Source organism: Lysobacter sp. MMG2, from assembly GCF_016735495.2.
Classification (GTDB): Bacteria; Pseudomonadota; Gammaproteobacteria; order Xanthomonadales; family Xanthomonadaceae; genus Lysobacter_J.
Window position 1 is genome coordinate 249241 of sequence record NZ_JAERQY020000004.1, and the last position, 23156, is coordinate 272396.

The window sequence follows — 23156 nt, forward strand, 5'->3', positions numbered from 1 at the left end:
ATGAAGCGCTTGTATGGCCCGACACTTCGCCGAAGCGTCCTGCCTTCACTGCTGCTGGCCGGCGCGCTGGCGGCGTGCACGCACGGTCCGGCACTCAGCACGAACGAACGACTGGCGGTCTACCGCGAGCATGCCGGCGCAGCGGTCGGTTCGTTCCAGCTCGACCAGAGCGCCGGCAAGTTCGAGTGGACGCCGCTCGGGGATCAGGCCCTGGCGATCTGGCCGAGCGCGTTTGGCGGGTACCTGCTGGAATTCCGCACGCGCTGCCCGGCCATCCTCACCGCGCCGCATGTCTGGATCACGCATGACGCCGGCCAGGTCGCCGCGCCGTTGGACAGCGTGATGATGCGCAGCGCCTCGGGAACGGTGACCAGCGCGTGCCGCATCGCCACGATCCGCCCCGTGGACGGCCGATCGTTGTACGAAGCCACGCGGGAGTGGCGCCAGGCCGATGTCATCGACCGCAGCCAGCTGCCGCCCGAGCAGGCCACGCCGTTGCCCTGAATGTCAGCGAGGTGAGCTAATGTCCGCATTCGCCCGATAGCGAACGCGATCATCGGTGTTCGTCGCCGAGTTCGGCATGACGCCTGGCGCGTTCCGGCGACTCGCCCTGAGGGCAGGGCAGAGGTTTCGCGGGTACAAGATGGGCGAGCGCGCGGGCGATAGAATCGCTGAAACCGGGGGACTTCCATGAAACGAGCGCTTCTTTGCCTTTGCCTCGCCACGGCCTCGTGCGCCGTGGCCGCTGCCGATCGAGAGCCGTTCCAGCAGGCCCAACAGGCGGTCGAGAAAGGCGAGTACAAGGCCATCACCAGCATCCTGGTCGCGCAGGACGGCAAGGTCGTCTACGAGCACTACTTCGACGAGGCCGGAGCGCAAGGGCGCCGCAACACGCGTTCGGTGACCAAGACGGTGGCGGGAATGCTCGCCGGGCTGGCGATCGAGGACGGCAGGCTGGTCGGCGCGTCCGCGCGCATCTTCGACGTGCTCCCGCCCGATCGCCGGCAGAAGATGCTCAACCCCGATCCGCGCAAGGAGGCGATCCGGGTCGAAGACCTGATGACGATGTCGTCCATCGTGGAATGCAACGACGACGATCAGTTCTCGCGCGGCAACGAAGAGCGGATGTATCTGATCGAGGACTGGGTGCAGTTCTACGCCGATCTTCCGGTGCAGGGCTTTCCTGGCTGGATGCCGAAACCGGCCGATTCGCCGCACGGCCGCAGCTTCCGTTACTGCACCGCCGGCGTGAGCGCGCTGGGCGAGGTGATCCAGACCGCCGTGCGCGAGCCGCTGCCGTCCTACGCGCAACGACGCCTGTTCGATCCGCTCGGCATCCAGGCGCCCGAGTGGCAGTTCTCGCCGCTGGGCCTGGCCCAGGCCGGTGGTGGCCTGGGGCTGCGCACGCGCGATCTGTGGAAGCTGGGCCAGCTGTATCTCGACGACGGGCGCGCCGGCGGCAAGCAGGTGGTTCCCGCGGCATGGGTGCGTCAATCGCTGTCGCCGCAAGCGACCGCGCGCGACGATGCCGATTACGGCTACCTGTGGTGGCTGATGAAGATTCCCGACGGCAATGGCGGCGTCATCACGGCGCCCACGATGGCCGGCACCGGCGGCAATGCGGTGTACCTGCTTCCGCCGAAGCGGGCCGTGGTGGTCATCACCACGACCAATTACCGCGAACGGCAATCGCATGCGCTGACGCTCAAGCTGCTCACGCAGGAATTGATGCCCGGCCTGTAACGGACCCGCTCGAAACGCTGCGTGCGAATGCGCACGCAAGCGTGGCCGGCCCCGGCATGCATGAGCTCACCCGAACTTTCATCGTGCAATGGCAGCTGCGCTGACGGCCAACCCTCCATCACAGGTGCTCAGGGAATGAAGAGACTCCACCTTCTTGTTCTGGTCGTTTCGATGCTTGCCACCGCCGCCTGCGGCCGGGCCTCTTCGCTCCATGGCCAGTGGGCCGTGGACGTCGAGGCGACGATCGAAAAGGCGAAGGACGCCGGCATCCCGGCTTCGCAGTCGCCTCGCATTCGGGAAATCTACGACGGGGGGCAGCTGGAGATAACGCGCGAAACGCTGGTCATGAGGGTCGCCGGCTATCCGGAGGCCGTTGCCCGCCATTACAAGGTCTTCGCCGAGGCGGGCCCCTGTTACATGCTGGAGATCGACGGCGCGCCCGGCGTGCACAACTACTGCGTCGAGAACGGCCGTCTGATCGTGAACGACCCCGGCGCGAAGATGGCGATTGTCTTCAAGCAGGCGTAGTGCATCCGTGCGAAGCCGCGGGCGCACTTCGCAGTCAGCGTAGCCGGCACGGGACACATGTTCCGGGGACTGTGGCTCGCGCCCCTTCCCGGGTTACGCTTGCCGCGAACCTTGGCGAGGTGAGGAGAGATCCCATGGCTGAAGATGTTGCCGCTGCCAACGTCAACCGCTCGTACCAGCTCGCGGCGTCGAGCATCGCGATCTTCACGTTCCTGCTGTTCTTCCTGTATCCCAAGTACACGGCCGGCCAGATCGACGGGTTCGTATACCAGGCCGCGTTGATCGCGATGGGCGTGGCGACGTTCGGGTTCGCGTTCTCGTCCTTCTACTACTACGGCGCATCGCTGGCCGGTCGTATCGACGATGACGAACGCGCCCGCTACTCGCGTCGGGGCGATCGCCTGTGGCTGATCGGCTGCATCCTGCTGTTCCTCACGCCGAGCCTGATCCTCTACACGGTCGGGCTGCTGATCGTCGCGGCGGCATGGTTCGCTCTGTGGCTGGTGTACGTGCTCTTCGTGATGCGTCATTTCCCGCGCATCCAGAGTGCGGGAAAGGACTGAGGGCGCAGGCGCAGGCAGTCCGATGCCTGAATGCGCCCGTGTTGTTCGCGAAGATCGCATTCACCGCTCCGGCACGGAGCCTTCAGTAGGGTGCCTGCTTCTCCGGGAGGCACCCACGATGACCAGGCCATTCGTACTCACTGTCGCCGCGCTCGCGTTGATGCTCGTGGGCGTCGCGCAGGCGCAGGTTCGTACCGAGCGCGTGCAGTTCGCCAAGGGCGCGTCCTCGAAGACGATCACCGGCAGCATCAAGGGCGACGAGAGTGTCGATTACCTCGTGGGCGCCCGTGCCGGCCAGACGCTCTCGGTCACCTTGAAGCCGGGCAATGCATCGAACTACTTCAACGTGCTGCCGCCCGGCTCGGACACGGCGCTGTTCGTCGGCTCCTCGTCGGGAAACACGTACAGCGGGCGCCTTCCGGCCAATGGCGACTATCGGGTCCGCGTGTATCTGATGCGCAACGCCGCACGCCGCAACGAGGCGGCCAACTACACGCTGACGATCGGCGTGACGGGCGCTGCGGCATCGGCGGCACCCGCGGTGCCCGCGGCACCGGCCGGCAGCGCGGTGGTGACGCCCGGCAACATGCCGGCGTTCTGCCGCGGCGAAGTGGCCGGCAACTACGGCACGCGGCCGGCCTACGTGAAGACCGATCCGGTCGTGCGACGCAAGGATGGAGGCAGCTCCATCACCGGCACCGTCGACAAGGGCAACGAAGGCATGAAGCGGTTCGAATGCCGGTTCGACGCGAAAGGTCGCTTCATCGACGTCATGGCGCTGACCAGCGACGGCGAATGAAGCGGCGCGACATGCCCGCTCGGCGGCGAGGGTAGCGGCCCCCACGACCCGGCGACGAACCGACTAGACTCGGCATCCATCGCTCATGGGGGGAGCCATGGACCCGTACCAGTCGCCGACCCGAAACATCACCGTCGCCGAGATGCCACCGCTTCGGTGGCGAAGAATGCTGGTATGGGCCGTGCTGATCTTTGCCGCTGCGATGAGCATCGCGACGATCAGCGGCCTGAGCATGGCGTACTGGCCGCTGTACGGTGGCTCCATGGAGGAGGCCGTGGCCAACGCGCGGCTCGTTCGTCGGATCCTGTACGTCGTGGTGGGGGCGTTCCTCTACTGGCGATTCGCCGCCCCCATCCACTCCCGGCGACTGTTGCACGTGGTCGTGCTCTACCTCCTGGTCCAGCTCGTCGACATGGGCGTCATGCGGTTCTTCATGGGGGCCACGCTGCGCGAATTATTCGATGTGGGGGCCCTGGGTCGTAGCCTGATGGCGGCCGCGCTGGGATACGCCGCGGCCCGTCTGGGATCGGGCCGGCGATCGGCCGCGCTTTCCGCCCGCTGAGCAGGCCGCCCGACTCGGCACATTCCTGCGCGCCGGAACCCCGGCGCCCGAGGACGTACTCCACAGTTCGGACTTCGTCGTGCCTCCGGGCACGCGCATCTAGTCCGTTCGTCACTTGACGCCCCCCGATCCGGCTCCCCACAGTCGGCGAGTTCTTGTCTCGTTCGTTCGCCCGCCGCGCCGCACCGGCGCCACCGGGCCCATTTGGGGGTACGACAACAGTGGATAGACGCTCCTTCCTTACGATGTCCGGCATTGGCGTGGCCGGCTTGATGATGCCGTTCGGCAAGTCCATCGCCGCCGAAGCCCTGCTCACCACGATGGACGTGGGCAAGAAGAAGGCCCTGGCCGACGCCGCGCTGCAGTCCGCCACGTCCGCCGGCGCGACCTACTGCGACGTGCGCATCGGCCGTTACCTGCGCCAGTTCGTGATCACCCGCGAGGACAAGGTCCAGAACGTGGTGAATACCGAGTCCACCGGCATCGGCGTGCGCGTGCTCGTCAACGGCGCGTGGGGCTTCTCCGCCACCAACGATCTGAGCACGCAGGGCGTGGTCAAGGCCGCGCAGCAGGCCGCCGCGATCGCCAAGGCCAACGCGAAGATGCAGAGCGCGCCGGTGCAACTGGCCAAGACGCCGGGCGTGGGCGAAGTGTCGTGGAAGACGCCCATCCGGAAGAACTCGATGGAAGTGCCGCTCAAGGACAAGGCCGACCTGCTGCTGGGCGTGAACGCCGCGGCCATAAACGCAGGCGCGAACTTCGTCAACTCCATGCTGTTCCTGGTGAACGAGCAGAAGTACTTCGCCTCCACCGATGGCAGCTACATCGACCAGGACGTGCACCGCATCTGGGCGCCGATGACCGTCACCGCCATCGACAAGGCCACCGGCAAGTTCCGCACGCGCGACGGTCTGTCCTCGCCGATGGGCATGGGCTTCGAATACCTGGACGGCGCGGCTTCGGGCAAGGTCGTTTCGCCCAACGGCGTGGTCAACTACGGTCTGTCGTACGACATGATGGAAGACGCCGTCGCTTCGGCGAAGCAGGCACGCGCCAAGCTCAGCGCGCCGTCGGTGAAGCCGGGCAAGTACGACCTCGTGCTCGATCCGTCGCACACCTGGCTCACCATCCACGAGTCCATCGGCCACCCGCTGGAACTGGACCGCGTGCTCGGCTACGAAGCCAACTACGCCGGCACCAGTTTCGCCACGCTGGACAAGCAGCGCGAGAAGTTCCAGTACGGCAGCGGCAACGTCAACGTCTTCGCCGACAAGACGCAGGTCGGCAGCCTGGGCGCCGTCGGTTACGACGACGAAGGCGTGAAGACCAAGAAGTGGGACCTCATCAGCAACGGCAAGCTGGTGGACTACCAGACCATCCGCGACCAGGCCCACATCCTGGGCAAGACCGAATCCGACGGCTGCTGCTACGCCGACTCGTGGTCGAGCGTGCAGTTCCAGCGCATGGCCAACGTGTCGCTCGCCCCGGGCAAGAACAAGCTGTCGGTCGCCGACATGATCAAGGACGTCGAGAACGGCATCTACATCATCGGCGACGGCTCGTTCTCCATCGACCAGCAGCGCTACAACGCGCAGTTCGGCGGCCAGCTGTTCTACGAGATCAAGAACGGCAAGATCACCCAGCAGATCGAGGACGTGGCCTACCAGATCCGCACGCCGGAATTCTGGAACGCCTGCGTCGCCGTCTGCGACGAAAGCGACTACCGCCTGGGCGGTTCGTTCTTCGACGGCAAGGGCCAGCCGGGCCAGGTCTCGGCGGTCTCGCACGGTTCGAGCACGGCGCGCTTCAACGGCATCAACGTCATCAACACCGCCCGCAGCCTCGGCTGATCGCGCGCTGGAGAATCACTAAATGAGCATCTTCACCGAAGAACAGTCCAAGGCCATCCTGGACAAGGTCATCAAGCTGTCCAAGGCGGACCAGATCAGCGCCACGCTGTCGGGCTCCATCGACGGCAACATCCGTTTCGCGCTGAACAACATCTCCACCAGCGGCATCGTGGACAACACCGAACTCGCCGTGGAAGTCGCCTTCGGCAACCGCGTCGGCACGGCGACCATCAACGAGTTCGACGACGCCGCGCTGGAACGCGTGGTGCGTCGTGCCGAAGACCTCGCCCGCCTGGCGCCGGAAAACCCGGAGTTCATGCCGGCCATCGAGAAGCAGACCTACAAGCCCAGCCCGACCTTCAGCGAATCCACGGCGGCCATCACGCCGGAATACCGCGCGAAAGTGGCGGCCGATTCGATCGGTCCGTGCAAGGGCGAGAAGCTGATCGCGGCGGGCTTCCTGGAAGACGGCCAGAACTTCGTGGCCATCGCCAACAGCAACGGCAACTTCGCCTACCAGCGCGGCGGCACGTTCAACTACACCTGCACCGTGCGCACCGAAGACGGTCGCGGTTCGGGCTGGGTCGGCCGAAACCTCAAGGACGCATCGGACTTCAAGGCCGACGCCGACATCCGCACCGCCATGCGCAAGGCCACCGAATCGGCCGAAGCCAAGGCGCTGGAGCCGGGCAAGTACACGGTGATCCTGGAACCGGCGGCCGCCGCGGGCCTGATCTCGTTCATGATGAATTTCTTCGACGCGCGCCAGGCCGATGAAGGCCGCAGCTTCCTGTCGAAGAAGGGCGGTGGCAACAAGCTGGGCGAACAGGTCTACGACTCGCGCGTGAACATCAGCGCCGATCCGTGGGACCCGCGCGCGCCGGTGCTGCCGTGGGATTCGGAAGGCCTGCCGCGCGAGAAGATGGCGATTGTCGAGAACGGCAAGGTCGTCGCGCTGAACTACTCGCGCTACTGGGCCAAGAAGCAGGGCAAGCGCGCCGTGGGCGAGCCGGGCAACCTGCTGGTGGCCGGCGGCGACAAGTCCACCGCCGACCTCGTTCGCGGCACGCAGAAGGGCATCCTGGTCACGCGCACCTGGTACATCCGCATGGTCGATCCGCAGACCGTGCTGCTGACCGGCCTCACGCGCGACGGCACGTTCTACATCGAGAACGGCCAGATCAAGCACCCGGTGAAGAATTTCCGCTTCAACGAGTCGCCGGTGATCATGCTCAACAACATCGAGGAACTCGGACGCCCGGTGCGCGTGGCCGGCGATGAATCCTCGTTCGTGATGATGATCCCGCCGATGAAGCTGCGCGATTTCACCTTCACCTCGCTGTCGGATGCGGTTTGACGCAAAGGGTGTTCGATCGTGCAGCGTCGTGATTTCCTCCACCTGACCGGTGCAAGCGTCGCCGGCATGCTGTTGCCCCATAGCTCTGCATGGGGCAACAACATCGCCGCGGAGGCCTTGCTGGAGCCGGTCGACACCGTGCGCCGTCGGCAACTCGCCGACGCCGCGCTCACCACCGCCCGCGCCGGCGGCGCGCAGTACTGCGACGTGCGCGTGGGCCGTTACCTGCGCCAGTCGGTCATCACGCGCGAGTCGCGTGTGGAGAACGTGGTCAACGGCGAGTCCTCGGGCGTCGGCGTGCGCGTGCTCGCCGACGGCGCGTGGGGTTTCGCCGCCACGCACGTGCAGACGCCGGACGCCGTGGCCCAGGCCACGCGCACCGCGCTGTCCATCGCCAAGGCGAATGCGCGCAACCAGACCCGGAAGGTCGAACTGGCGCCCACGCCCGGCCTGGGCGAAGTGCGCTGGGCCACGCCGATCCGCAAGAACGGCATGGAAGTTCCGATCAAGGACAAGGTCGACCTGCTGCTGTCGGTGAACGCCGCGGCGATGAAGGCCGGTGCGGATTTCTTCAACTCCACGCTGTTCCTGATCAACGAGCAGAAGTACTTCGCCTCCAGCGACGGCAGCTACATCGACCAGGACATCCACCGCATCTGGCTGCCCGTCACCGCCACCGCGGTGGACAAGGCCAGCGGCAAGTTCCGCACGCGCAACGGCCTGTCCGCGCCGATGGGCATGGGCTACGAGTACCTGGACGGTGCGAAGTCGGGCAAGTTCGCGCTGCCCGGCGGCATCACCGCTTACGGCACCAGTTACGACGTGATGGAAGACGCGGTGGCCGCCGCGCGCGACGCACGCGCCAAGCTCAAGGCGCCGTCGGTGAAGCCGGGCAAGTACGATCTCGTCATCGACCCGAGCAACCTGTTCCTCACCATCCACGAGAACGTGGGTCACCCGCTCGAACTCGACCGCGTGCTCGGCTACGAAGCCAACTACGCCGGCACCAGCTTCGCCACGCTCGACAAGCGCGATGCGGGCTACAAGTGGGGCAGCGACATCGTCAACTTCGTCGCCGACAAGACGCGTCCGGGCAGCCTGGGCGCGGTGGGTTACGACGACGAAGGCGTGAAGACGAAGCAGTGGGACCTGGTGCGCGACGGCGTCCTTGTCGACTACCAGGCCACGCGCGATGAAGCGCACATCCTGGGTCATGCGCAATCGCACGGTTGCAGCTACGCCGATTCGTGGTCGAGCGTGCAGTTCCAGCGCATGGCCAACGTCTCGCTGATGCCGGGCAAGACGCCGCTCAGCGTCGCCGACATGGTCAAGGACGTGGAAAACGGCCTGTATATCCACGGCCGCGGCTCGTACTCCATCGACCAGCAACGCTACAACGCGCAGTTCGGCGGTCAGCTGTTCTACGAGATCAAGAACGGAAAGATCACCGGCCTCGTCGAAGACGGCGCGTACCAGATCCGCACGCCGGAATTCTGGAACGCCTGCGTGGGCATCTGCGACGAGCGCGACTTCCGCCTCTACGGTTCGTTCTTCGACGGCAAGGGCCAGCCGAGCCAGGTCTCGGCGGTTTCGCACGGCGCGGCCACGGCACGGTTCAACGGCGTCAACGTCATCAATACCGCGCGGTCGATATGAACCGCGCGCAGTTCCTCCGCCTGATGCTGGGGGGCGCGGCAGCGGCGCTGCTGCCTCCTCTGGCACGGGCGGCGGGCGCGGAGTACGACTTCTGGCTGACCCGCCTGAAGTACGACTCCGGCGACTGGGACGTGGACCAGCGCATGCCGGCGAACCTGGTCACCTCGCTGATCGACTACACCACCCTGCGCGTGGACCCGAAGGAGCATGTGATCGCGCTGGCCGATCCGAAGATGCTCACCGCGCCGTTCTGCTACCTCGCCGGCCACAAGCTGGTCGAGTTCAACCCGGCCGAGCGGCGCAACTTCGAACGCTACGTGCGCAACGGCGGCTTCGTGTTCGTGGACGATTGCAACCACGACATCGACGGCTTGTTCGCCAAGTCGTTCGAAGAGCAGATGGCGTCGATCTTCGGGCCGAAGGCCTTGAAGAAGCTGCCGAACAACCACGCGCTGTACCGCAGCTTCTTCCAGTTCAAGGACGGCCCGCCGGCCACGACCTTCGAGCTCAATGGTTGGGGCGACGACCTGGTGCACGATTATCTGAAGGGCATCGAGATCGACGGCCGCCTGAGCGTGCTCTACAGCAACAAGGACTACGGTTGCGAGTGGGACTACGACTGGCGCAACAAGCGTTTCCTGGCCGAGGACAACACGAAGTTCGCGGTCAATATCGTGATGTATGCGTTGAATAGCTGACACCCCGGTCGTCATTCCCGCTTTCGCGGGAATGACGAGCAACGAGCGAAGGCGGACCGAAACGACATGAACGACACCCTCACCGAAGCCGACCTCAAGGCGCAGCTCGAGAAGCTCGGCACGCTGCGCAACGCCATCGCCCAGGCCATCGTCGGCCAGGACGCCGTGGTCGAGCAGCTGCTCATCGGCCTGCTGGCCGGCGGCCATTGTTTGCTCGAAGGCGTGCCGGGCCTGGGCAAGACGCTGCTGGTGCGCTCGCTCGGGCAGGCGCTGGAGCTGCAGTTCCGCCGCGTGCAGTTCACGCCGGACCTGATGCCCAGCGACATCCTCGGCACCGAACTGCTGGAAGAGGACCACGGCACCGGCCATCGCCACTTCCGCTTCCAGCCGGGCCCGATCTTCACCAACCTGCTGCTCGCCGACGAGCTCAACCGCACGCCGCCCAAGACGCAGGCCGCGCTGCTGGAGGCGATGCAGGAGCGCACCGTCAGCTACGCGGGCGTGACGCATTCGCTGCCGGCGCCGTTCTTCGTGCTCGCCACGCAGAACCCGATCGAACAGGCCGGCACGTACCCGCTGCCGGAGGCGCAGCTCGACCGCTTCCTGCTGCACATCCGCGTCGACTACCCGACCGAGCGCGAGGAGCGCGACATCCTCGCCCAGACCACCGGCACGCACTCGGCGCATGTGCCCAGCGTGATGCACGGTGAGGAAGTGCTGGCGTTGCAGGCACGCGTGCGCGAAGTGCATTTCGGCGAAGACCTGCTCGGCTGGGTGACGCGACTGGTGCGCGCCACACGCCCGGGTGAGGCGTCGCCCGTGGAAGTGAAGCAGTGGGTGAAGTGGGGCGCCGGCCCGCGTGCGGGCCAGTCGCTGGTGCTCGCCGCCAAGGCGCGCGCGTTGCTGCACGGACGCCTTGCTGCCACGCGCGAGGACATCGCCGCGCTCGCCGCGCCCGTGATGCGTCATCGCCTGCTGCTGTCCTTCGCTGCCGAAGCCGAACAGAAGAGCGCCGACGACGTGATCGCCGCGCTGCTGCGCGCCGTGCCGTTCAACGCCTGATCGAAACGCACGCGTGAACACGCCCGGCACCCGCATCGCCGACTTCATTCCGCCGCAGGTGCGCGCGCGGTTGAAGGACCTGCGCCTGACCTCGCGACGCGCGGTCGGATTGCAGGGGCTGGGCCTGCATCACAGCCGCAGTCGCGGCGCCGGACTGGAATTCGCCCAGTACCGCGCGTACGAACCCGGCGACGAACTGCGCCAGATCGACTGGAAGCTCTACGCGCGCTCGGACCGCTTCTTCGTGCGCGAGGCAGAGCGCGAAAGCCCGCTGGCCGTATGGCTGCTCATCGATGCCAGCGCGTCGATGGCGCAGGAAGACAAGGCGCGGCCGGGCTGGTCGCGGCTTGCGGCGGCGAAGGGACTGGCGGCGTGCATCGCCGAACTCGCGCTGAAACAGGGCGATCGTTTCGGCCTCGTCGCGTTGCGCGACGACGGCGTGCGCCTGCTCGCGCCCGGCGCCGGATTGCGCCAGCGCGACCGCTTCCTGCTGGAGCTGCACGGCTTGCAGGCACGCGGCCGCTGGCCGTCGCCGGAGCAGTTGCGCCCGTTGTGGGAGCGCATCGGCGCGGGGGATCTGGTCGCATTGCTCAGCGACGGTTTCGATGACGGCGCGATCGAGGTGATGACGCGACTGGCCGCCGCGCGCCGCGAAGTGCTGGCGGTGCGCATCCTCACCGCCGAGGAGCGCGACTTCCCGTTCCATGGCGGCCACCGCTTCCACGATCCGGAAACCGGCGAGGAACTGCTCGGCGACGGCGCGGCGATGCGCGCCGACTTCCTCACGCGCTTCGTGCAGGCGCGACGCGAACTCGATGCGCGGCTGGACGCCAGCGGCATCCGCCATGCCGAATACGTCCTCGACCAGCCGCTGGACCTGCCGCTGCGTCGGCTGTTCGGCGCACGCGACGCGGCGGAGTACGCGTGAGCCTGGCGTTCCTGATCCCTGCCGCACTGGCCGCGCTCGCGGCGCTGCTGCTGCCGCTGCTCATCCACCTGGCGCGGCGCAGCGAGCAGCGTCCCACCGAATTCGCCGCGCTGCGCTGGCTGCGGCAGAAGCCCAAGCCGCGCCACCGCATCCGCTTCGACGAATGGCCGCTGCTGCTGGTCCGCCTGCTGCTGGTGGCGTTGATGGCGGCGTTGCTGGCGCGGCCTGTGTTGCACGGCGGCGAGAGCGAGGCGCCGTATGTCGCGGTCGTTCCGGGTGTGGATGCCGCGCAGGTGCGAGCGTCCGTGCCGGTCGCGGCAAACGCGCGCTGGCATTGGCTGGCGCCGGAGTTCCCGCAGATCGACACGCAGCCCGCCGCCTCGAACGCGTCCATCAGCAGCCTGCTGCGCGACCTCGATGCCCATCTGCCGCCGGGCGTTGCGCTCACGGTGATCGCGCCCGAACGCTTGCAGGGCGCGGACGCACAGCGCGTCGTGCTGTCGCGTCGCGTCGACTGGCGCGTGGCGCCCGGTGCGATGCCCGCGCCTGCGGCCTTGCCCGCCACGCGGGCGCCCGACCTCGTGGTGCGCCATGGAGTGGGCGCGGAGTCCGCGTTGCCCTATCTGCGTGCCGCCGTCGCCGCGTGGCAGCCGCCGGGCAACGTGCCGGTTGCGCTCGATACTGCGCCCGTCGCGCAGGCATGGCCCGGCAAGACGAAGCATCTGGTGTGGCTCGCTCCCGGCACGGTGCCGGCGAACGTGCGCGACTGGACTCGCGCGGGCGGAACGTTGCTGCTGGCTGCGAACGCCAGGCTCGAAGACGCACCGCCCATGGCCGCGCTGTGGCGCGACGAGGCGGGCGATGCGTTGATCGAAGGTGCCGCGTACGGACACGGCCGCGTGCTGCGCTTCACGCGCGCGCTGGTGCCGCAGGCGATGCCGGCGTTGCTCGATGCCGACTTCGCGCAGCATCTGCGCCGCGCGCTCGAACCCGCCGGGCCGCCGCCCACACGCGTACTGGCGAAGGCCCATGCGCCCGCCGACGGCGGCGCCGCATTCCCGATCGCGCCGCGTGACGTGCAGCCGTGGCTGGCCCTTGCGATCGCGCTGTTGTTTCTCGTCGAACGCTGGCTGGCGACGGGCCCGCGCAGGGCGGTGGCGCCATGAGTGCGGCGAACCTCCTGCAGCACGCCTGGCAACAGGCACGCACGCGCCGCGCGCTGGATGCCATCGCGTGCGTGCTGCCGTGGGCGCTGGTCGCATCGACGGTGGCGTGGCGATGGCACGGCGTCGTGCTTGCGTCGACGGTGTTCGTCGTTGGCGTGGTCGCGGCGATCGCCTTCGGCGTGCAGCGTGCGCGCAAGCTCGACACGCGCTGGCTGGTGCAGCGCCTGGACGCTGCGCGTGCCGACATGGAGGACAGCGCCGACCTGCTGTTCGCGCCGGATGCCGGGCTGACAACTCTCGAACGCCTGCAACGCGAACGCCTGCAGACGCGCCTTCGGCACGGAGCGGCGCCCGATCTGCGGCCGCGCTGGTCGCTGCGCGCGATCGTGCTTTCGGCGGCGCTGGCGATGCTGGCCGCGGCGGCGGTGGTCTTCTGGCCCGCGCGACCGGCGCAGATGTTCGACGACGTCGTCGCGCAACTCAGCGGCGAAGCGGCGGCGCCCACGCACACGCGCATCGTCGAACAGAACCTGCGCGTGACACCGCCCGCGTATACGCGCCAGGGCGCGCGCGACGAACCCACGCTCGACACGCGCGCTCCGCAGGGAACGCGCCTGCAATGGGCATTGCGACTGGCCCCGCAACCCGCCGCAGCGGAACTGGTCTTCCACGACGGCCGCCGTGTCGCGTTGCGGCGCGACGGCGAGACATGGCGCGGCGACCACGTGCTCACGCGCTCGGCGCTCTACCGCCTTGTGCTGCGCGATGCACCGCCGCTGCGCGAAGCCCGGCCGCACCGCCTCGATGCCATCGCCGACCACCCGCCGCAGGTGCGCGTGATCGAACCCGATCGCAGCCTCAGCCTCGCCACGCCGGGGCAGAAGCGGTGGCCGGTGGTGTTCGAGGCCAGCGACGACTTCGGCGTCGCGCCCGTGGCCAGGCTGCGCGTGACGCTTGCACAAGGCAGCGGCGAGAACATCACCTTCCGCGACCAGATCGTGACGCTGCGCGCCACGGGCGGCGCGACGGTGAAGCGCTTCGCGCATCACTTGGATCTGGGTGCGCTCGGTTTCGCCGTGGGCGATGACCTGATCGCCCAACTGGAAGTGGAGGACAACCGCACGCCGTCGCCGCAGACCGCGCGCAGCGCCAGCCTGATCCTGCGCTGGCCGTCCGAGCTGGGCACCGAAACCAGCGACCTGGAAGGCATGGTGCGCAAGGTGATGCCCGCGTATTTCCGCAGCCAACGCCAGATCATCATCGACGCCGAGGCATTGCTGAAGGACAAGCGCCGTCTCGATGCCGACGAATACCTGCGCCGCAGCGACGCGATCGGCGTGGACCAGCGCATCCTGCGCCTGCGTTACGGCCAGTTCCTCGGCGAGGAAGCCGAAGGCGAGCCCAAGCCGCCGCCGACATCGGACGACGTGTCCGCCGTGACCGAATCCGACACCGAGGCGGCCGGTCACGCTCACGTCGGCGAATCCGCCGCGCCGCAGGACGATCACGCGCACGACGACGCGAAGGGAACGGCCACCTTCGGCCAGGAAGGCGCGGTGCTGGAGGAATACGGCCACACGCACGACCACGCGGAAGCGGCGACGTTGCTGGATCCGGAAACGCGCGCCACGCTCAAGCTTGCGCTCGACGCGATGTGGCAGTCCGAAGGCCATCTGCGACAGGGTCATCCGGAGCGCGCGCTGCCTTACGCGTACACGGCGCTCAAGCACATCAAGCAGGTGCAGCAGGCCACGCGCATCTACCTGGCACGCGTGGGGCCGGAGCTTCCGCCCATCGACGAGACGCGCCGCATGAGCGGCGACCGTGCCGGCATCGCGCGTCGCGACGATGCGTTGGCGCGCGCGACGCCGCCCGATCCCACGCTCGATGCCCTGTGGCGCGCGCTGGACGACACGCCGGGGCGCGAGGCCGCGGCCGAGGTCGATTTCGCCGCGCTCGAACGCTGGTTGCGCACGAACGAATCGCGCGTTCCCGATCCGTTGTCGTTCATCGCCGCGGTCGATGCGCTGCGCGCGCAGCCCGCGTGCGTCGCGTGCCGGCATGAATTGCGTGCCAAGCTGTGGCCGCTGTTGCCGCGCCCGCCGGCGGCGGTGCCGCGTCGCGATGCAGGCGACGCGGACGGCCGTCGCTACCTCGACGCGCTGCGGCGGGAGACGACCCGATGAGCGATCTGTTCTCGCCGACGACGACGGCCGTCGTGCTCGCGCTCGCGGCGATGCTCGGCATCGTGCGCCTGCTCGTGCGCCATCTGCGCGCGGAGCCGTCGCAACGCTCGCATGCCTGGCGCATCGCGGCGCTGGTGATCGCGCAGCCGCTGTGCGCGGCGCTGCTGTACTTCGCGCTGTGGCCGCCGACGGTGCTCGGCGAGGCCGGAACCCTGGTGGTCGTCACGGCCGGCGCACCGCGTGCGCAGTTGGCGGCGGGGGACGCCGCGGTCGCGCTGCCGGAAGCACCGGCCTGGTCGGACGTGGAGCGCGCGCCCGATCTGGCGACCGCACTTCGCCGCCGTCCCGGAACGCAGCGCGTGCGCGTGATCGGAGCCGGCCTGGAGCTGCGCGATCTCGATGCGGCGTCGACCATCGCCATCGAGTTCACGCCGCCGCCGCTGCCGCGCGGGCTCGTCGAACTCGCCGCGCCGGCCCGCATCGCGGCCGGCGATGAATTCCGTATCTCCGGTCGTGCCGCGCAGTTGGCCGGCGGGCAGGTCGAGCTGCTTGATCCCGCGCGTCGTCCGGTCGATCGCGTCGCGATTGCGGACGACGGGCGTTTCATGGTCACGGGCACGGCGCGCGGCACGGGAGGAATGCGGTTCCGCCTGCGCCTGCACGATGAGCGAAAGCGCGTCGTCGAGGAAGCCGATGTGCCGTTGCAGGTGCAGGAAGCCGCGCCGCCGCGCGTGCTTGTGCTGGCGGGTGCACCCGGGCCGGAGGTGAAGTTCCTGCGGCGCTGGCTCGACGATGCCGGCCTGCCGATGCACGCACAGATCGCGGTCGGTGGCGGCGTGCAGTTGGGTGATGCGCCGATCTCGCTGGATGCAGCGAGCCTGTCGCGTTTCGATCTGGCCATCGTCGACGAGCGCGCGTGGTCCGCACTGGGCGAGGGTCAGCGTGCCGCGCTCGAAGCGGCCGTGCGCGACGGGCTCGGCCTGTTGGTGCGCATCACCGGTCCCTTGTCTGCCGGCGAACGCGGCCGGCTGCGGTCGCTGGGCTTCGCGCTCGACGGTGGACGCGATTCGGTTCCGGTGAAGCTGGCTGCGGGCGCGCGCGAGGATGCGATGGAGCGCGCGCGCATCGGCCCGGGAACGCAGGACGCACCGCGTGCGCACGACGCGGCGCCGGCAGAGGTGCCGCCGCTGACGCGACGCGACGCGCGGCTGTCCGCGTCCGACGGCGTGGCGCTGCTGCGCGATGCGGACGGCACCGCGCTGGGCCTGTGGCGCGCGCACGGACGCGGTCGCGTGGGCGTGTGGTTGCTGGCCGACAGCTTCCGCCTGGTGCTGGGCGGACGCGATGACCTGCATGCCGCGCTGTGGAGCGATGCGGTCTCCGCGCTTGCGCGTGCGCAGGCGGCGGCTGAGTTCGATATCGATGCGGATGCGCGACAGGACCGACGCGTCGCATTGTGCGGCGTGTCCGACGGCGCAAGGGTGATCACGCCGGACGGCGCTTCGCATGCGCTGCTGCGCGATCCCGTCACCGGCGCGCGCGCATGCGCAGCGTTCTGGCCGACATCGGAAGGCTGGCACCTGCTGCGTTCCGGCGATCGCACGCAGGCGTTCTTCGTTCGCGCGACCGATGCGGCGCCGGGGCTGCGGGCGCAGGCATTGCGCGAGGCCACGCTGCAACGCGCGGCGGATTCGCAACGCAGTATGGCGCAGGCGGACGCCGCGCTGGCGCCGTGTCATCCGACGGCGCGCTGGCCGTGGTGGCTGGCATGGCTGCTGGCCAGCGGCGCGTTGTGGTGGCTGGAACGTTCGCGGGCCGGGCGACGCCTCAGCGCAGCGTGAGCGCGCGCGAGGCCCGCGTGTCGACGTGGAGCGAATCGCGCAGCAGCTTCAGCGAAGCCTGCTTGCGCCCTGGCGTTTCCGATGCCACGCAGTCCGACGGCACGAACAGCCGGTAGCCGTGCATGCCGGCGTCGGTCGCCGTCGCGAGCACGCAGACATCAAGCGCGATGCCGGTGAGGATCAGCGTGTCGGCGCCGAGCCGGTCCAGCAGCAGGGGCAAGGGCGTGTCGTGGAAACCGGAGCGCTCGGGTTTGAGCACGAAGAAGTCATCGTCCTCGGGGTGCAGCAGCCTGACCAGCGGCGCGCCCAGCGATGCGTCCTGCGCGCACTGCGCGACGACCTGGCGGAAGTCGGAGCGCCATTGGCCGTAGTTGTCGTTGACGTAGATGACCGGAACGCCGCGCGGCTTCAATCGCGCCTTCAGTCGCGCGATGCGCTGCGCGGCCGGTCGCGCGGATGCGAGCAGCTTCGCGCCCTGCGCAAAGTCGAGCGCGTTGATCATGTCGATGATCAGAAGGGCGTGGCGTTTCACGTCGCGGCTGCCTCCAGCGATGGAAGGCTAGGGTCGGCGAACTTTCGTGAGCGCGATGTCTCGACGCATCCGCGCTTGCCGATGGACGCCACAACCTTCCACCGTTCGTCCTGAGCGTAGGCCGCAGGCCGAAGTCGAAGGACCCGGCGGGACCGTTGCGTGACCGGCCTGCTCATCCTTCGACTCCGGGGCTTCGCCCCTACGCTCAGGACGAACGGGATCGGATGGATTCGCCTCGCCGCTCGGGATGAAGTGCAAGGTCGGCGCCCCTCTGCCTTGTCGGAGGAGGGGCGCCAGTCACTTCGCAGAACGGCTCAGTTCACCGGTGCGTAGCGCAGCGTGAGGAACCACTCCCGCCCCGCCTGGTTGTAGAACGCCACCGTCTCGTACTCGCGGTCGAAGACGTTGGCCACGCGGGCCTGCAATGTCAGCGCGGGCGTGATGGCGTATTCGGCGCGCAGGTCGATTGTGCCGTAGCCGCCCAGGCGACGCGTGTTGGCGACGTCGTCGAAACGCGAGCCTTCGCCCACGGCGGTCAGGCCGATGCGGAAATCGTCGAATGCGCGGTCCACGTCGACACGCGCGCTGTTCTTCGCGCGGCGGGCGAGTTCGTTGCCTTCGTAGAAGCCGCTGCGGTTCTCGGTGTCGAGGTAGCTGATCGCGCCGGCGATGGTCCATTCGGCGACGGTCGTGTCCACGCCGAGTTCGGCGCCCTGCATGCGCGCGCGTTCGACGTTGTTGGGCAGGCCCAGCGCGGCGTCGAAGGCGATGAGGTCGTCGACCTCGGTGCTGAAGGTGTCCAGGCGCACGTTGAGCGCGTCGCCGCGCCAGGCCACGCCCAGTTCCCAGGTGTCGGAATCTTCCGGACGCAGGTTCGCGTTGCCGAAGAACGGGAAGTAGAGCTCGTTGAACGTGGGCGCCTTGAACGCGCTGCCGTAGCCGGCGGTGATGCGCCAGTTCTGCGCGAACTCGATGCCGTATGCGGCGCTGCCGGTGGTGTGGCCGCCGAACTGTTCGTTGTCGTCGCGGCGCACGCTGGCTTCCAGCGATTGCGCTGCGAAGCGACCCTGGTACTGCACGAATGCGGCCTTGTTATCGCGGCTGCTCTCGTCGTACGGCGTGGTACTGCTCACGCTGTCTTCCAGCCAGTCCAGGCCGACGGTGAGCAGGTGGTGTTGGGCCAGGCCGAAGTCGCCCTGCAGCGTGGCGCTGTCGCGGTAGGTGCTGAAGTAGTCGAGGTAGGTGTCGCCGAGGTAGTTGTCGGACGCGTCCTGGTTGCGGCCGGCGGTGAGGTGCAGGTCGACGCGGTCGTTCGGGTGCCAGCGCAGCTTGCCGCCGACGACCTGCTGCACGGTCTTGGCGCGGTCGGTGAAGTCGCCGTCGAACTCGTTGTCGCCTTCGTTGCGCAACGCGTGGCCTTCCAGGGTCCACTGCTCGTTGAAGTCGACGCCGCCGCGCACGGAGAGTGCGTCACGCGTGTAACCGTCGCGGTCGGGCTGCGAGTCCGGCGCGATGAAGCAACCGGCACCGTCGAAGGTCACCGGGTCGAAATAACCGTTGCAGGCGTTGATGCCCTGCGTGTGGCTGCGCGAGTAGTCGGCGCCGAACCAGGCGCGGCCGTTGCCGCCGCCGAAGCCGGTGGCGAATTCGTTGAGGCCGTTGGAACCGCCGCCGACGGTGACGCGCGGAGCGAAGCCTTCGCGGTCGCGTCGCGTGAACACCTGGATCACGCCGCCGATGGCGTCGGCGCCGTACAGGCTGGAACGCGGGCCGCGGACGATCTCGACGCGGTCGATCAGATCGACCGGCAGATCCTGCAGCGAGGCCAGGCCGGACGTCGCCGAACCGATGCGGATGCCGTCGACTAGCACCAGCACGTGGTCGGATTCCGCGCCGCGCAGGAACAGCGTGGTGAGCTTGCCCTGGCCGCCCTGGTTGGACAGCGTGATGCCGGCGCGGCCGCGCAGCAGGTCGGGTAGCGAACGCGCCTGGCTGCGGCGGATCTGCTCGGCGTCGATCACTTCCACCGGCGCGAGCGCGTCGTTGACCGTCACGGCGGTGCGGTTGGCGGTGACGACGACTTCGTCCAGATCGGTCGCCTGCGGCGCGGCGTGGGCGAGCGCGGGCAGGGCGAGCGCGCAGGCGAACGCGAGGGCGTGGACGGGGGCATTGCGGCGGAAGGACATCGGAATTCTCCAGCGCACGACGGCGCCGACGGCAAAAGGAACGGTTGCCGGGAGAGAGTGGGCCGCGGAATCGGAAGCGGAACGCCGACGTCGCCGCCGCGACGCCCTCCGCATCGCAACCAGTGGCGGGTCCATGCTGATTCCAGACGGGCTGTTTCCAGTCGGGACCCTTGCGTCGCAGGCCGGTCTCCGGACTCGCGAGTGGAGGAGGCCCTCCGGCTGCGGCGCCTTCCCGTGCGTGTGCACAGTGGCGGTGTGCCGAGCTCGAACTCGCTTACCGTTGCGGGGGCAGTGCCGGACTGGCCGCGTGGCGGCGTCACCGGCTTCCCGTTTCAACCCGCCGGCAGGACGCCGCCGGGTCACCTCGAAGCGGGGCGAAGTCTACGGCATTTTCGCGTGGAGGCTTGGGTTCGCGGTGTGCAAAGCCCTCTCACGCTTGCGGGAGAGCGGTGGGAGCGAAGGAAAGCGCGCGGAGCGTTGAAGGGCCCAGCCGAGTCGAAGCCTCGTCTCCGTTTGCCCTCATCCGCCCTTCGGGCACCTACTCCCGCAAGCGGGAGAAAGGGAGGTGCTCGGAGTGCAGACTGTCTCGATCAGTCCCGATCCGCAGGCTCGTCGAACAGCGTCGGCATCGCGATGGTGTCTTCCTCGCGGGCCATCTGCGTCGTCGTAACCGGCGCGGCGGCCGGCTTGTAGCGCGGCGGCGGCAGCAGGGCGGTGGCGGCATCGGCGGCCTGGATGAGCTCGCCGCGGCGCTCGTCGGAAATCTCCTGCCAATGGCAGTCCTGCAACGCGCCTTCGATGGCGTACAGCAGGTTCAACGTCGGCTTGAAGCCGGCGCGCTTGACGCGCATGAAGGCCTCCACCGTGCCCACCGCGGCGAGGTCCTCGCGTGTGCGCAGTCCGACCTGGCGCAGCCAGGCGGCGGACTTCGGGCCGATGTTGCGCAGCTTGTCGGTGCTGGTCGTCATTCCAGTGACTCCACATATGCCCGCGCGATGGACTCCAGGCCGTGCTGGTCTTCAACGTTGAAACGGTCCAGGACCGGACTGTCGAGGTCGAGCACGCCGATCAGCTCGCCATTGGCGGAGACCAGTGGCACGACCAGTTCGGAGTTGGAGGCCGAGTCGCAGGCGATGTGGCCGGGGAAGGCGTGCACGTCGGGGACGAGCTGGGTCTGCCGGGTGGAGGCGGCGGCGCCGCACACGCCCTTGTCGAGCGGAATGCGCACGCAGGCGGGCAGTCCCTGGAACGGACCCACGACCAGCTCGGTGCCGTCGAAGAAGTAGAAGCCGGCCCAGTTGAGTTCCGGCACCGCGTTGTAGATCAGCGCGGCCAGGTTGGCGGCGTTGGCGATGCGGTCGCGTTCGCCATGCATGAGCGCACGCGCCTGCGCGAGCAGTTGCGCATACTGTTCCGACTTCGTGCCGCTTAGACTTTCGCTGGTGAACATGAGTGCCTCTTTTCCGCAGTCTACCAGCGTACTTGGGGCCGGCAGGGCCGCTCCGAAAGGGGCCGCGTCGTGAGCCGCGGCTGGTTCGTCACCGGCACCGACACCGGCATCGGCAAATCGCTGGCCAGTGCGACGCTGTTGCATGCGCTGCGCGCGCGCGGGTTGCGCGCGGTCGGCATGAAGCCGCTTGCCAGTGGCTGCGAGCGCACGCCGGAGGGATGGCGCAACGAAGACGCGCTCGCCCTGCAGGCGGCAAGCGCGCCGCGCCCTGCGTACGAGGACGTCAATCCATTCGCCCTGCCCAATCCGCTGGCGCCTGAACTGGCTGCCGCCGACGCAGGCATCCGCGTTACCCTTGCGCCGATAGAAAGCGCATTCGCACGCCTGTCCTCGCAGGCCGATGCGGTGGTGGTGGAAGGTGTGGGCGGTTGGGCCGCGCCGCTGGCCGCCGATCTGGACCAGGCGGACGTGGTGCGCGCGCTGGACCTGCCGGTGGTGATGGTCGTGGGGCTGCGCCTGGGCTGTCTCAACCATGCGCGACTCACCGCGCGGGCGATCCAGGCCGATGGTCTGCATCTGGTGGGCTGGATCGCCAACGACATCGACCCGGCCATGGAGCGCGCCGATGACAACTTCACGCTGCTGAAGCAGCACCTGCCGGTAGCGTGCTGGGGACGGCTCCCGTTCCGCGAAGCGCCCGATCCGGCACAGCTGGCGGCTTTGCTTCAACCGGCCTGATCGGCGATAGGCGTGACCAATGGGAGATGGGCCGCTCCCGACAAATGCTAGACTGGGCGGTATAGGAATTCGAACCCTACCCGGGCTGCGACGCCCGTCATGAAGGAATTGGAGTCTTCCCCCATGGTCAAGAACCCGCGCACGGTGGCGATCGCTGCCGCGTTGGCCCTCGTACTGTCCGCCTGCGGCGGCAAGGATCAGCCCCAGGGCGGCGAGATGCCCCCGCCGGACGTCGGTGTGGTCAAGGTGCAGCCGGGCGACGTGCCGCTGCAGAAGGATCTGGTGGGCCGTCTGGCCGCGTTCCGCAGCGCGGACGTGCGTGCGCGCGTTCCGGGCGTGCTGCAGCGCCGGGTCTATGAGGAAGGCAGCGACGTGAAGGCCGGGCAGGTGCTGTTCCTGATCGACCCGGCGCCGTTGCAGGCCGAAGTCGGCCAGGCCCAGGCCTCGCTGGCCTCGGCGCAGGCCAACTACGCCAACGCCAAGGCCGCCGCCGATCGCGCCCGCCGCCTGGCGCCGGAGAAGTTCGTCTCGCAGTCCGACCTGGACAACGCCATGGCCGCCGAGCGCAGCTCCGGTGCCGCGGTGAAGCAGGCCGAGGCGGCGCTGGCGAATGCGCGCATCAACCTGGGCTACGCCACGGTGACCGCGCCGATCAGCGGCCGCGCGAACCAGCAGCAGGTCACCGAAGGCGCGCTGGTCGGGCAGGGCACGCCGACGCTGCTCACCACGGTCGACCAGATCGACCAGCTCTACGTGAACTTCTCCCTCAGCGTCACCGAGCTGGAGCAGGTGCGTCGCGCGCAGACCACGCAGGGCGATTCGAAGGTGACCGTCGTCCTGCCGGACGGCACGCCGTACGAGCGCCAGGGCAAGCTGGACTTCTCCGGCGACGTCGTCGATCCGAGCACCGGCGCGATCGCGCTGCGCGCGCTGATCCCCAACCCCGACAAGACGCTGCTGCCGGGCACGTTCGTGACCCTCAAGACGGTGCTGGGCGTGACGCCCAATGCCTACCTGGTCCCGCAGGCCGGTGTGCAGCGCGATGCCAAGAGCGCCTTCGTGCTGGTCCTCGGCAGCGACGGCAACGTCGCGCGCAAGGACGTCGTGGCCGACCGCCAGCAAGGCGGCAACTGGGTGGTGACCAAGGGCCTGGCCCCGAACGACCAGGTCATCGTCTCCGGCGTGCAGCGCGCGCAGCCGGGCAAGCCGGCCAAGGTTTCGCCGGCCGACGCCGCGGGCAAGACCGCCGGCGATGCATCGAAGGCGCCGGCCGCGAAGGCCGCCGGTGAGGAACCGGCCAAGAAGGACTGA

At 68.5% G+C, this 23156-nt stretch carries 21 protein-coding genes and 1 riboswitch; of the genes, 17 read left to right on the forward strand and 4 right to left on the reverse strand.

The window, feature by feature from the left end; genetic code table 11:
• The 15 genes from JI752_RS15750 to JI752_RS15820 all read left to right on the forward strand — a co-directional run bounded on the left by JI752_RS15750 (position 1) and on the right by JI752_RS15820 (position 16939).
• Complete coding sequence (locus JI752_RS15750) at positions 1-504, forward strand: DUF6491 family protein (RefSeq protein ID WP_216965844.1); 504 nt, start codon at positions 1-3, stop codon at positions 502-504.
• Between the two features lie 234 nt (positions 505-738).
• Positions 739-1743, forward strand: coding sequence for a serine hydrolase (locus JI752_RS15755; RefSeq protein WP_345777366.1), 1005 nt, complete (start codon positions 739-741; stop codon positions 1741-1743).
• A gap of 135 nt (positions 1744-1878) precedes the next feature.
• Complete coding sequence (locus JI752_RS15760; protein ID WP_216965848.1) at positions 1879-2271, forward strand: hypothetical protein; 393 nt, start codon at positions 1879-1881, stop codon at positions 2269-2271.
• Positions 2272-2405: 134 nt separating this feature from the next.
• Positions 2406-2834 carry a hypothetical protein gene (locus JI752_RS15765; RefSeq protein WP_216965850.1) on the forward strand — a complete coding sequence of 143 codons (429 nt, stop codon included), beginning with the start codon at positions 2406-2408 and terminating at the stop codon, positions 2832-2834.
• A gap of 118 nt (positions 2835-2952) precedes the next feature.
• The gene (locus JI752_RS15770) at positions 2953-3633 is read left to right on the forward strand and encodes a hypothetical protein (RefSeq protein WP_216965852.1); all 681 of its coding nucleotides are present in this window, start codon (positions 2953-2955) and stop codon (positions 3631-3633) included.
• Between the two features lie 97 nt (positions 3634-3730).
• Positions 3731-4195, forward strand: coding sequence for a hypothetical protein (locus tag JI752_RS15775; RefSeq protein ID WP_216965854.1), 465 nt, complete (start codon positions 3731-3733; stop codon positions 4193-4195).
• 221 nt (positions 4196-4416) lie between these two features.
• Complete coding sequence (locus tag JI752_RS15780) at positions 4417-6045, forward strand: TldD/PmbA family protein (protein ID WP_216965855.1); 1629 nt, start codon at positions 4417-4419, stop codon at positions 6043-6045.
• A gap of 22 nt (positions 6046-6067) precedes the next feature.
• A complete protein-coding gene (locus JI752_RS15785; protein WP_216965856.1) occupies positions 6068-7402 on the forward strand; it encodes a TldD/PmbA family protein in 1335 nt (444 codons plus the stop codon).
• 18 nt (positions 7403-7420) lie between these two features.
• On the forward strand, positions 7421-9058 hold the full coding sequence (locus JI752_RS15790; protein ID WP_216965857.1) for a TldD/PmbA family protein: 1638 nt from the start codon (positions 7421-7423) through the stop codon (positions 9056-9058).
• The gene (locus JI752_RS15795; RefSeq protein ID WP_216965858.1) at positions 9055-9756 is read left to right on the forward strand and encodes a DUF4159 domain-containing protein; all 702 of its coding nucleotides are present in this window, start codon (positions 9055-9057) and stop codon (positions 9754-9756) included. The genes JI752_RS15790 and JI752_RS15795 overlap by 4 nt, the downstream gene beginning before the upstream one ends.
• Positions 9757-9822: 66 nt before the next feature.
• Positions 9823-10818 (forward strand): MoxR family ATPase, encoded by a 996-nt coding sequence (locus JI752_RS15800; RefSeq protein WP_216965859.1) that lies wholly within the window; start codon positions 9823-9825, stop codon positions 10816-10818.
• A gap of 13 nt (positions 10819-10831) precedes the next feature.
• The gene (locus JI752_RS15805) at positions 10832-11746 is read left to right on the forward strand and encodes a DUF58 domain-containing protein (RefSeq protein WP_345777367.1); all 915 of its coding nucleotides are present in this window, start codon (positions 10832-10834) and stop codon (positions 11744-11746) included.
• Complete coding sequence (locus tag JI752_RS15810; protein WP_216965861.1) at positions 11743-12912, forward strand: BatA domain-containing protein; 1170 nt, start codon at positions 11743-11745, stop codon at positions 12910-12912. The genes JI752_RS15805 and JI752_RS15810 overlap by 4 nt, the downstream gene beginning before the upstream one ends.
• Entirely contained in the window at positions 12909-15098 is a 2190-nt protein-coding gene (locus JI752_RS15815) for a DUF4175 domain-containing protein (RefSeq protein WP_216965863.1), read from the forward strand. The genes JI752_RS15810 and JI752_RS15815 overlap by 4 nt, the downstream gene beginning before the upstream one ends.
• On the forward strand, positions 15095-16939 hold the full coding sequence (locus tag JI752_RS15820; RefSeq protein WP_216965865.1) for a carboxypeptidase regulatory-like domain-containing protein: 1845 nt from the start codon (positions 15095-15097) through the stop codon (positions 16937-16939). Before JI752_RS15815 ends, JI752_RS15820 begins: the two co-directional genes overlap by 4 nt.
• On the opposite strand, the gene JI752_RS15825 is transcribed toward JI752_RS15820, so the two are convergent.
• The 4 genes from JI752_RS15825 to JI752_RS15840 form a co-directional block, all read right to left on the reverse strand.
• Positions 16926-17471, reverse strand: a complete 546-nt coding sequence (locus JI752_RS15825; RefSeq protein WP_216965867.1) for an isochorismatase family cysteine hydrolase — start codon at positions 17469-17471, stop codon at positions 16926-16928. The two genes, JI752_RS15820 and JI752_RS15825, sit on opposite strands and share 14 nt — an antisense overlap.
• Before the next feature lie 314 nt (positions 17472-17785).
• Positions 17786-19657, reverse strand: coding sequence for a TonB-dependent vitamin B12 receptor (gene btuB / locus JI752_RS15830; protein ID WP_216965869.1), 1872 nt, complete (start codon positions 19655-19657; stop codon positions 17786-17788).
• 162 nt (positions 19658-19819) lie between these two features.
• A riboswitch (cobalamin riboswitch) is annotated at positions 19820-20028 on the reverse strand.
• Positions 20029-20247: 219 nt separating this feature from the next.
• On the reverse strand, positions 20248-20625 hold the full coding sequence (locus tag JI752_RS15835) for a TfoX/Sxy family protein (RefSeq protein WP_216965870.1): 378 nt from the start codon (positions 20623-20625) through the stop codon (positions 20248-20250).
• A complete protein-coding gene (locus JI752_RS15840) occupies positions 20622-21107 on the reverse strand; it encodes a GAF domain-containing protein (RefSeq protein WP_216965872.1) in 486 nt (161 codons plus the stop codon). Before JI752_RS15840 ends, JI752_RS15835 begins: the two co-directional genes overlap by 4 nt.
• Before the next feature lie 69 nt (positions 21108-21176).
• Here JI752_RS15840 and bioD point away from each other — a divergent pair, with 69 nt between their 5' ends.
• Positions 21177-21845: a dethiobiotin synthase gene (gene bioD / locus JI752_RS15845; protein ID WP_216965873.1), complete on the forward strand. Its 669-nt coding sequence runs from the start codon at positions 21177-21179 to the stop codon at positions 21843-21845.
• Positions 21846-21968: 123 nt separating this feature from the next.
• Positions 21969-23156 carry an efflux RND transporter periplasmic adaptor subunit gene (locus tag JI752_RS15850; protein WP_216965874.1) on the forward strand — a complete coding sequence of 396 codons (1188 nt, stop codon included), beginning with the start codon at positions 21969-21971 and terminating at the stop codon, positions 23154-23156.

Bases quoted from the DNA above. Each gene is read 5' to 3' on its own strand.
- JI752_RS15750 (WP_216965844.1), top strand. From the start codon at position 1: ATGAAGCGCTTGTATGGCCCGACACTTCGCCGAAGCGTCCTGCCTTCA.
- JI752_RS15760 (WP_216965848.1), top strand. From the start codon at position 1,879: ATGAAGAGACTCCACCTTCTTGTTCTGGTCGTTTCGATGCTTGCCACC.
- JI752_RS15765 (WP_216965850.1), top strand. From the start codon at position 2,406: ATGGCTGAAGATGTTGCCGCTGCCAACGTCAACCGCTCGTACCAGCTC.
- JI752_RS15770 (WP_216965852.1), top strand. From the start codon at position 2,953: ATGACCAGGCCATTCGTACTCACTGTCGCCGCGCTCGCGTTGATGCTC.
- JI752_RS15775 (WP_216965854.1), top strand. From the start codon at position 3,731: ATGGACCCGTACCAGTCGCCGACCCGAAACATCACCGTCGCCGAGATG.
- JI752_RS15785 (WP_216965856.1), top strand. From the start codon at position 6,068: ATGAGCATCTTCACCGAAGAACAGTCCAAGGCCATCCTGGACAAGGTC.
- JI752_RS15795 (WP_216965858.1), top strand. From the start codon at position 9,055: ATGAACCGCGCGCAGTTCCTCCGCCTGATGCTGGGGGGCGCGGCAGCG.
- JI752_RS15800 (WP_216965859.1), top strand. From the start codon at position 9,823: ATGAACGACACCCTCACCGAAGCCGACCTCAAGGCGCAGCTCGAGAAG.
- JI752_RS15815 (WP_216965863.1), top strand. From the start codon at position 12,909: ATGAGTGCGGCGAACCTCCTGCAGCACGCCTGGCAACAGGCACGCACG.
- JI752_RS15820 (WP_216965865.1), top strand. From the start codon at position 15,095: ATGAGCGATCTGTTCTCGCCGACGACGACGGCCGTCGTGCTCGCGCTC.
- btuB (WP_216965869.1), bottom strand. From the start codon at position 19,657: ATGTCCTTCCGCCGCAATGCCCCCGTCCACGCCCTCGCGTTCGCCTGC.
- JI752_RS15835 (WP_216965870.1), bottom strand. From the start codon at position 20,625: ATGACGACCAGCACCGACAAGCTGCGCAACATCGGCCCGAAGTCCGCC.
- JI752_RS15840 (WP_216965872.1), bottom strand. From the start codon at position 21,107: ATGTTCACCAGCGAAAGTCTAAGCGGCACGAAGTCGGAACAGTATGCG.
- JI752_RS15850 (WP_216965874.1), top strand. From the start codon at position 21,969: ATGGTCAAGAACCCGCGCACGGTGGCGATCGCTGCCGCGTTGGCCCTC.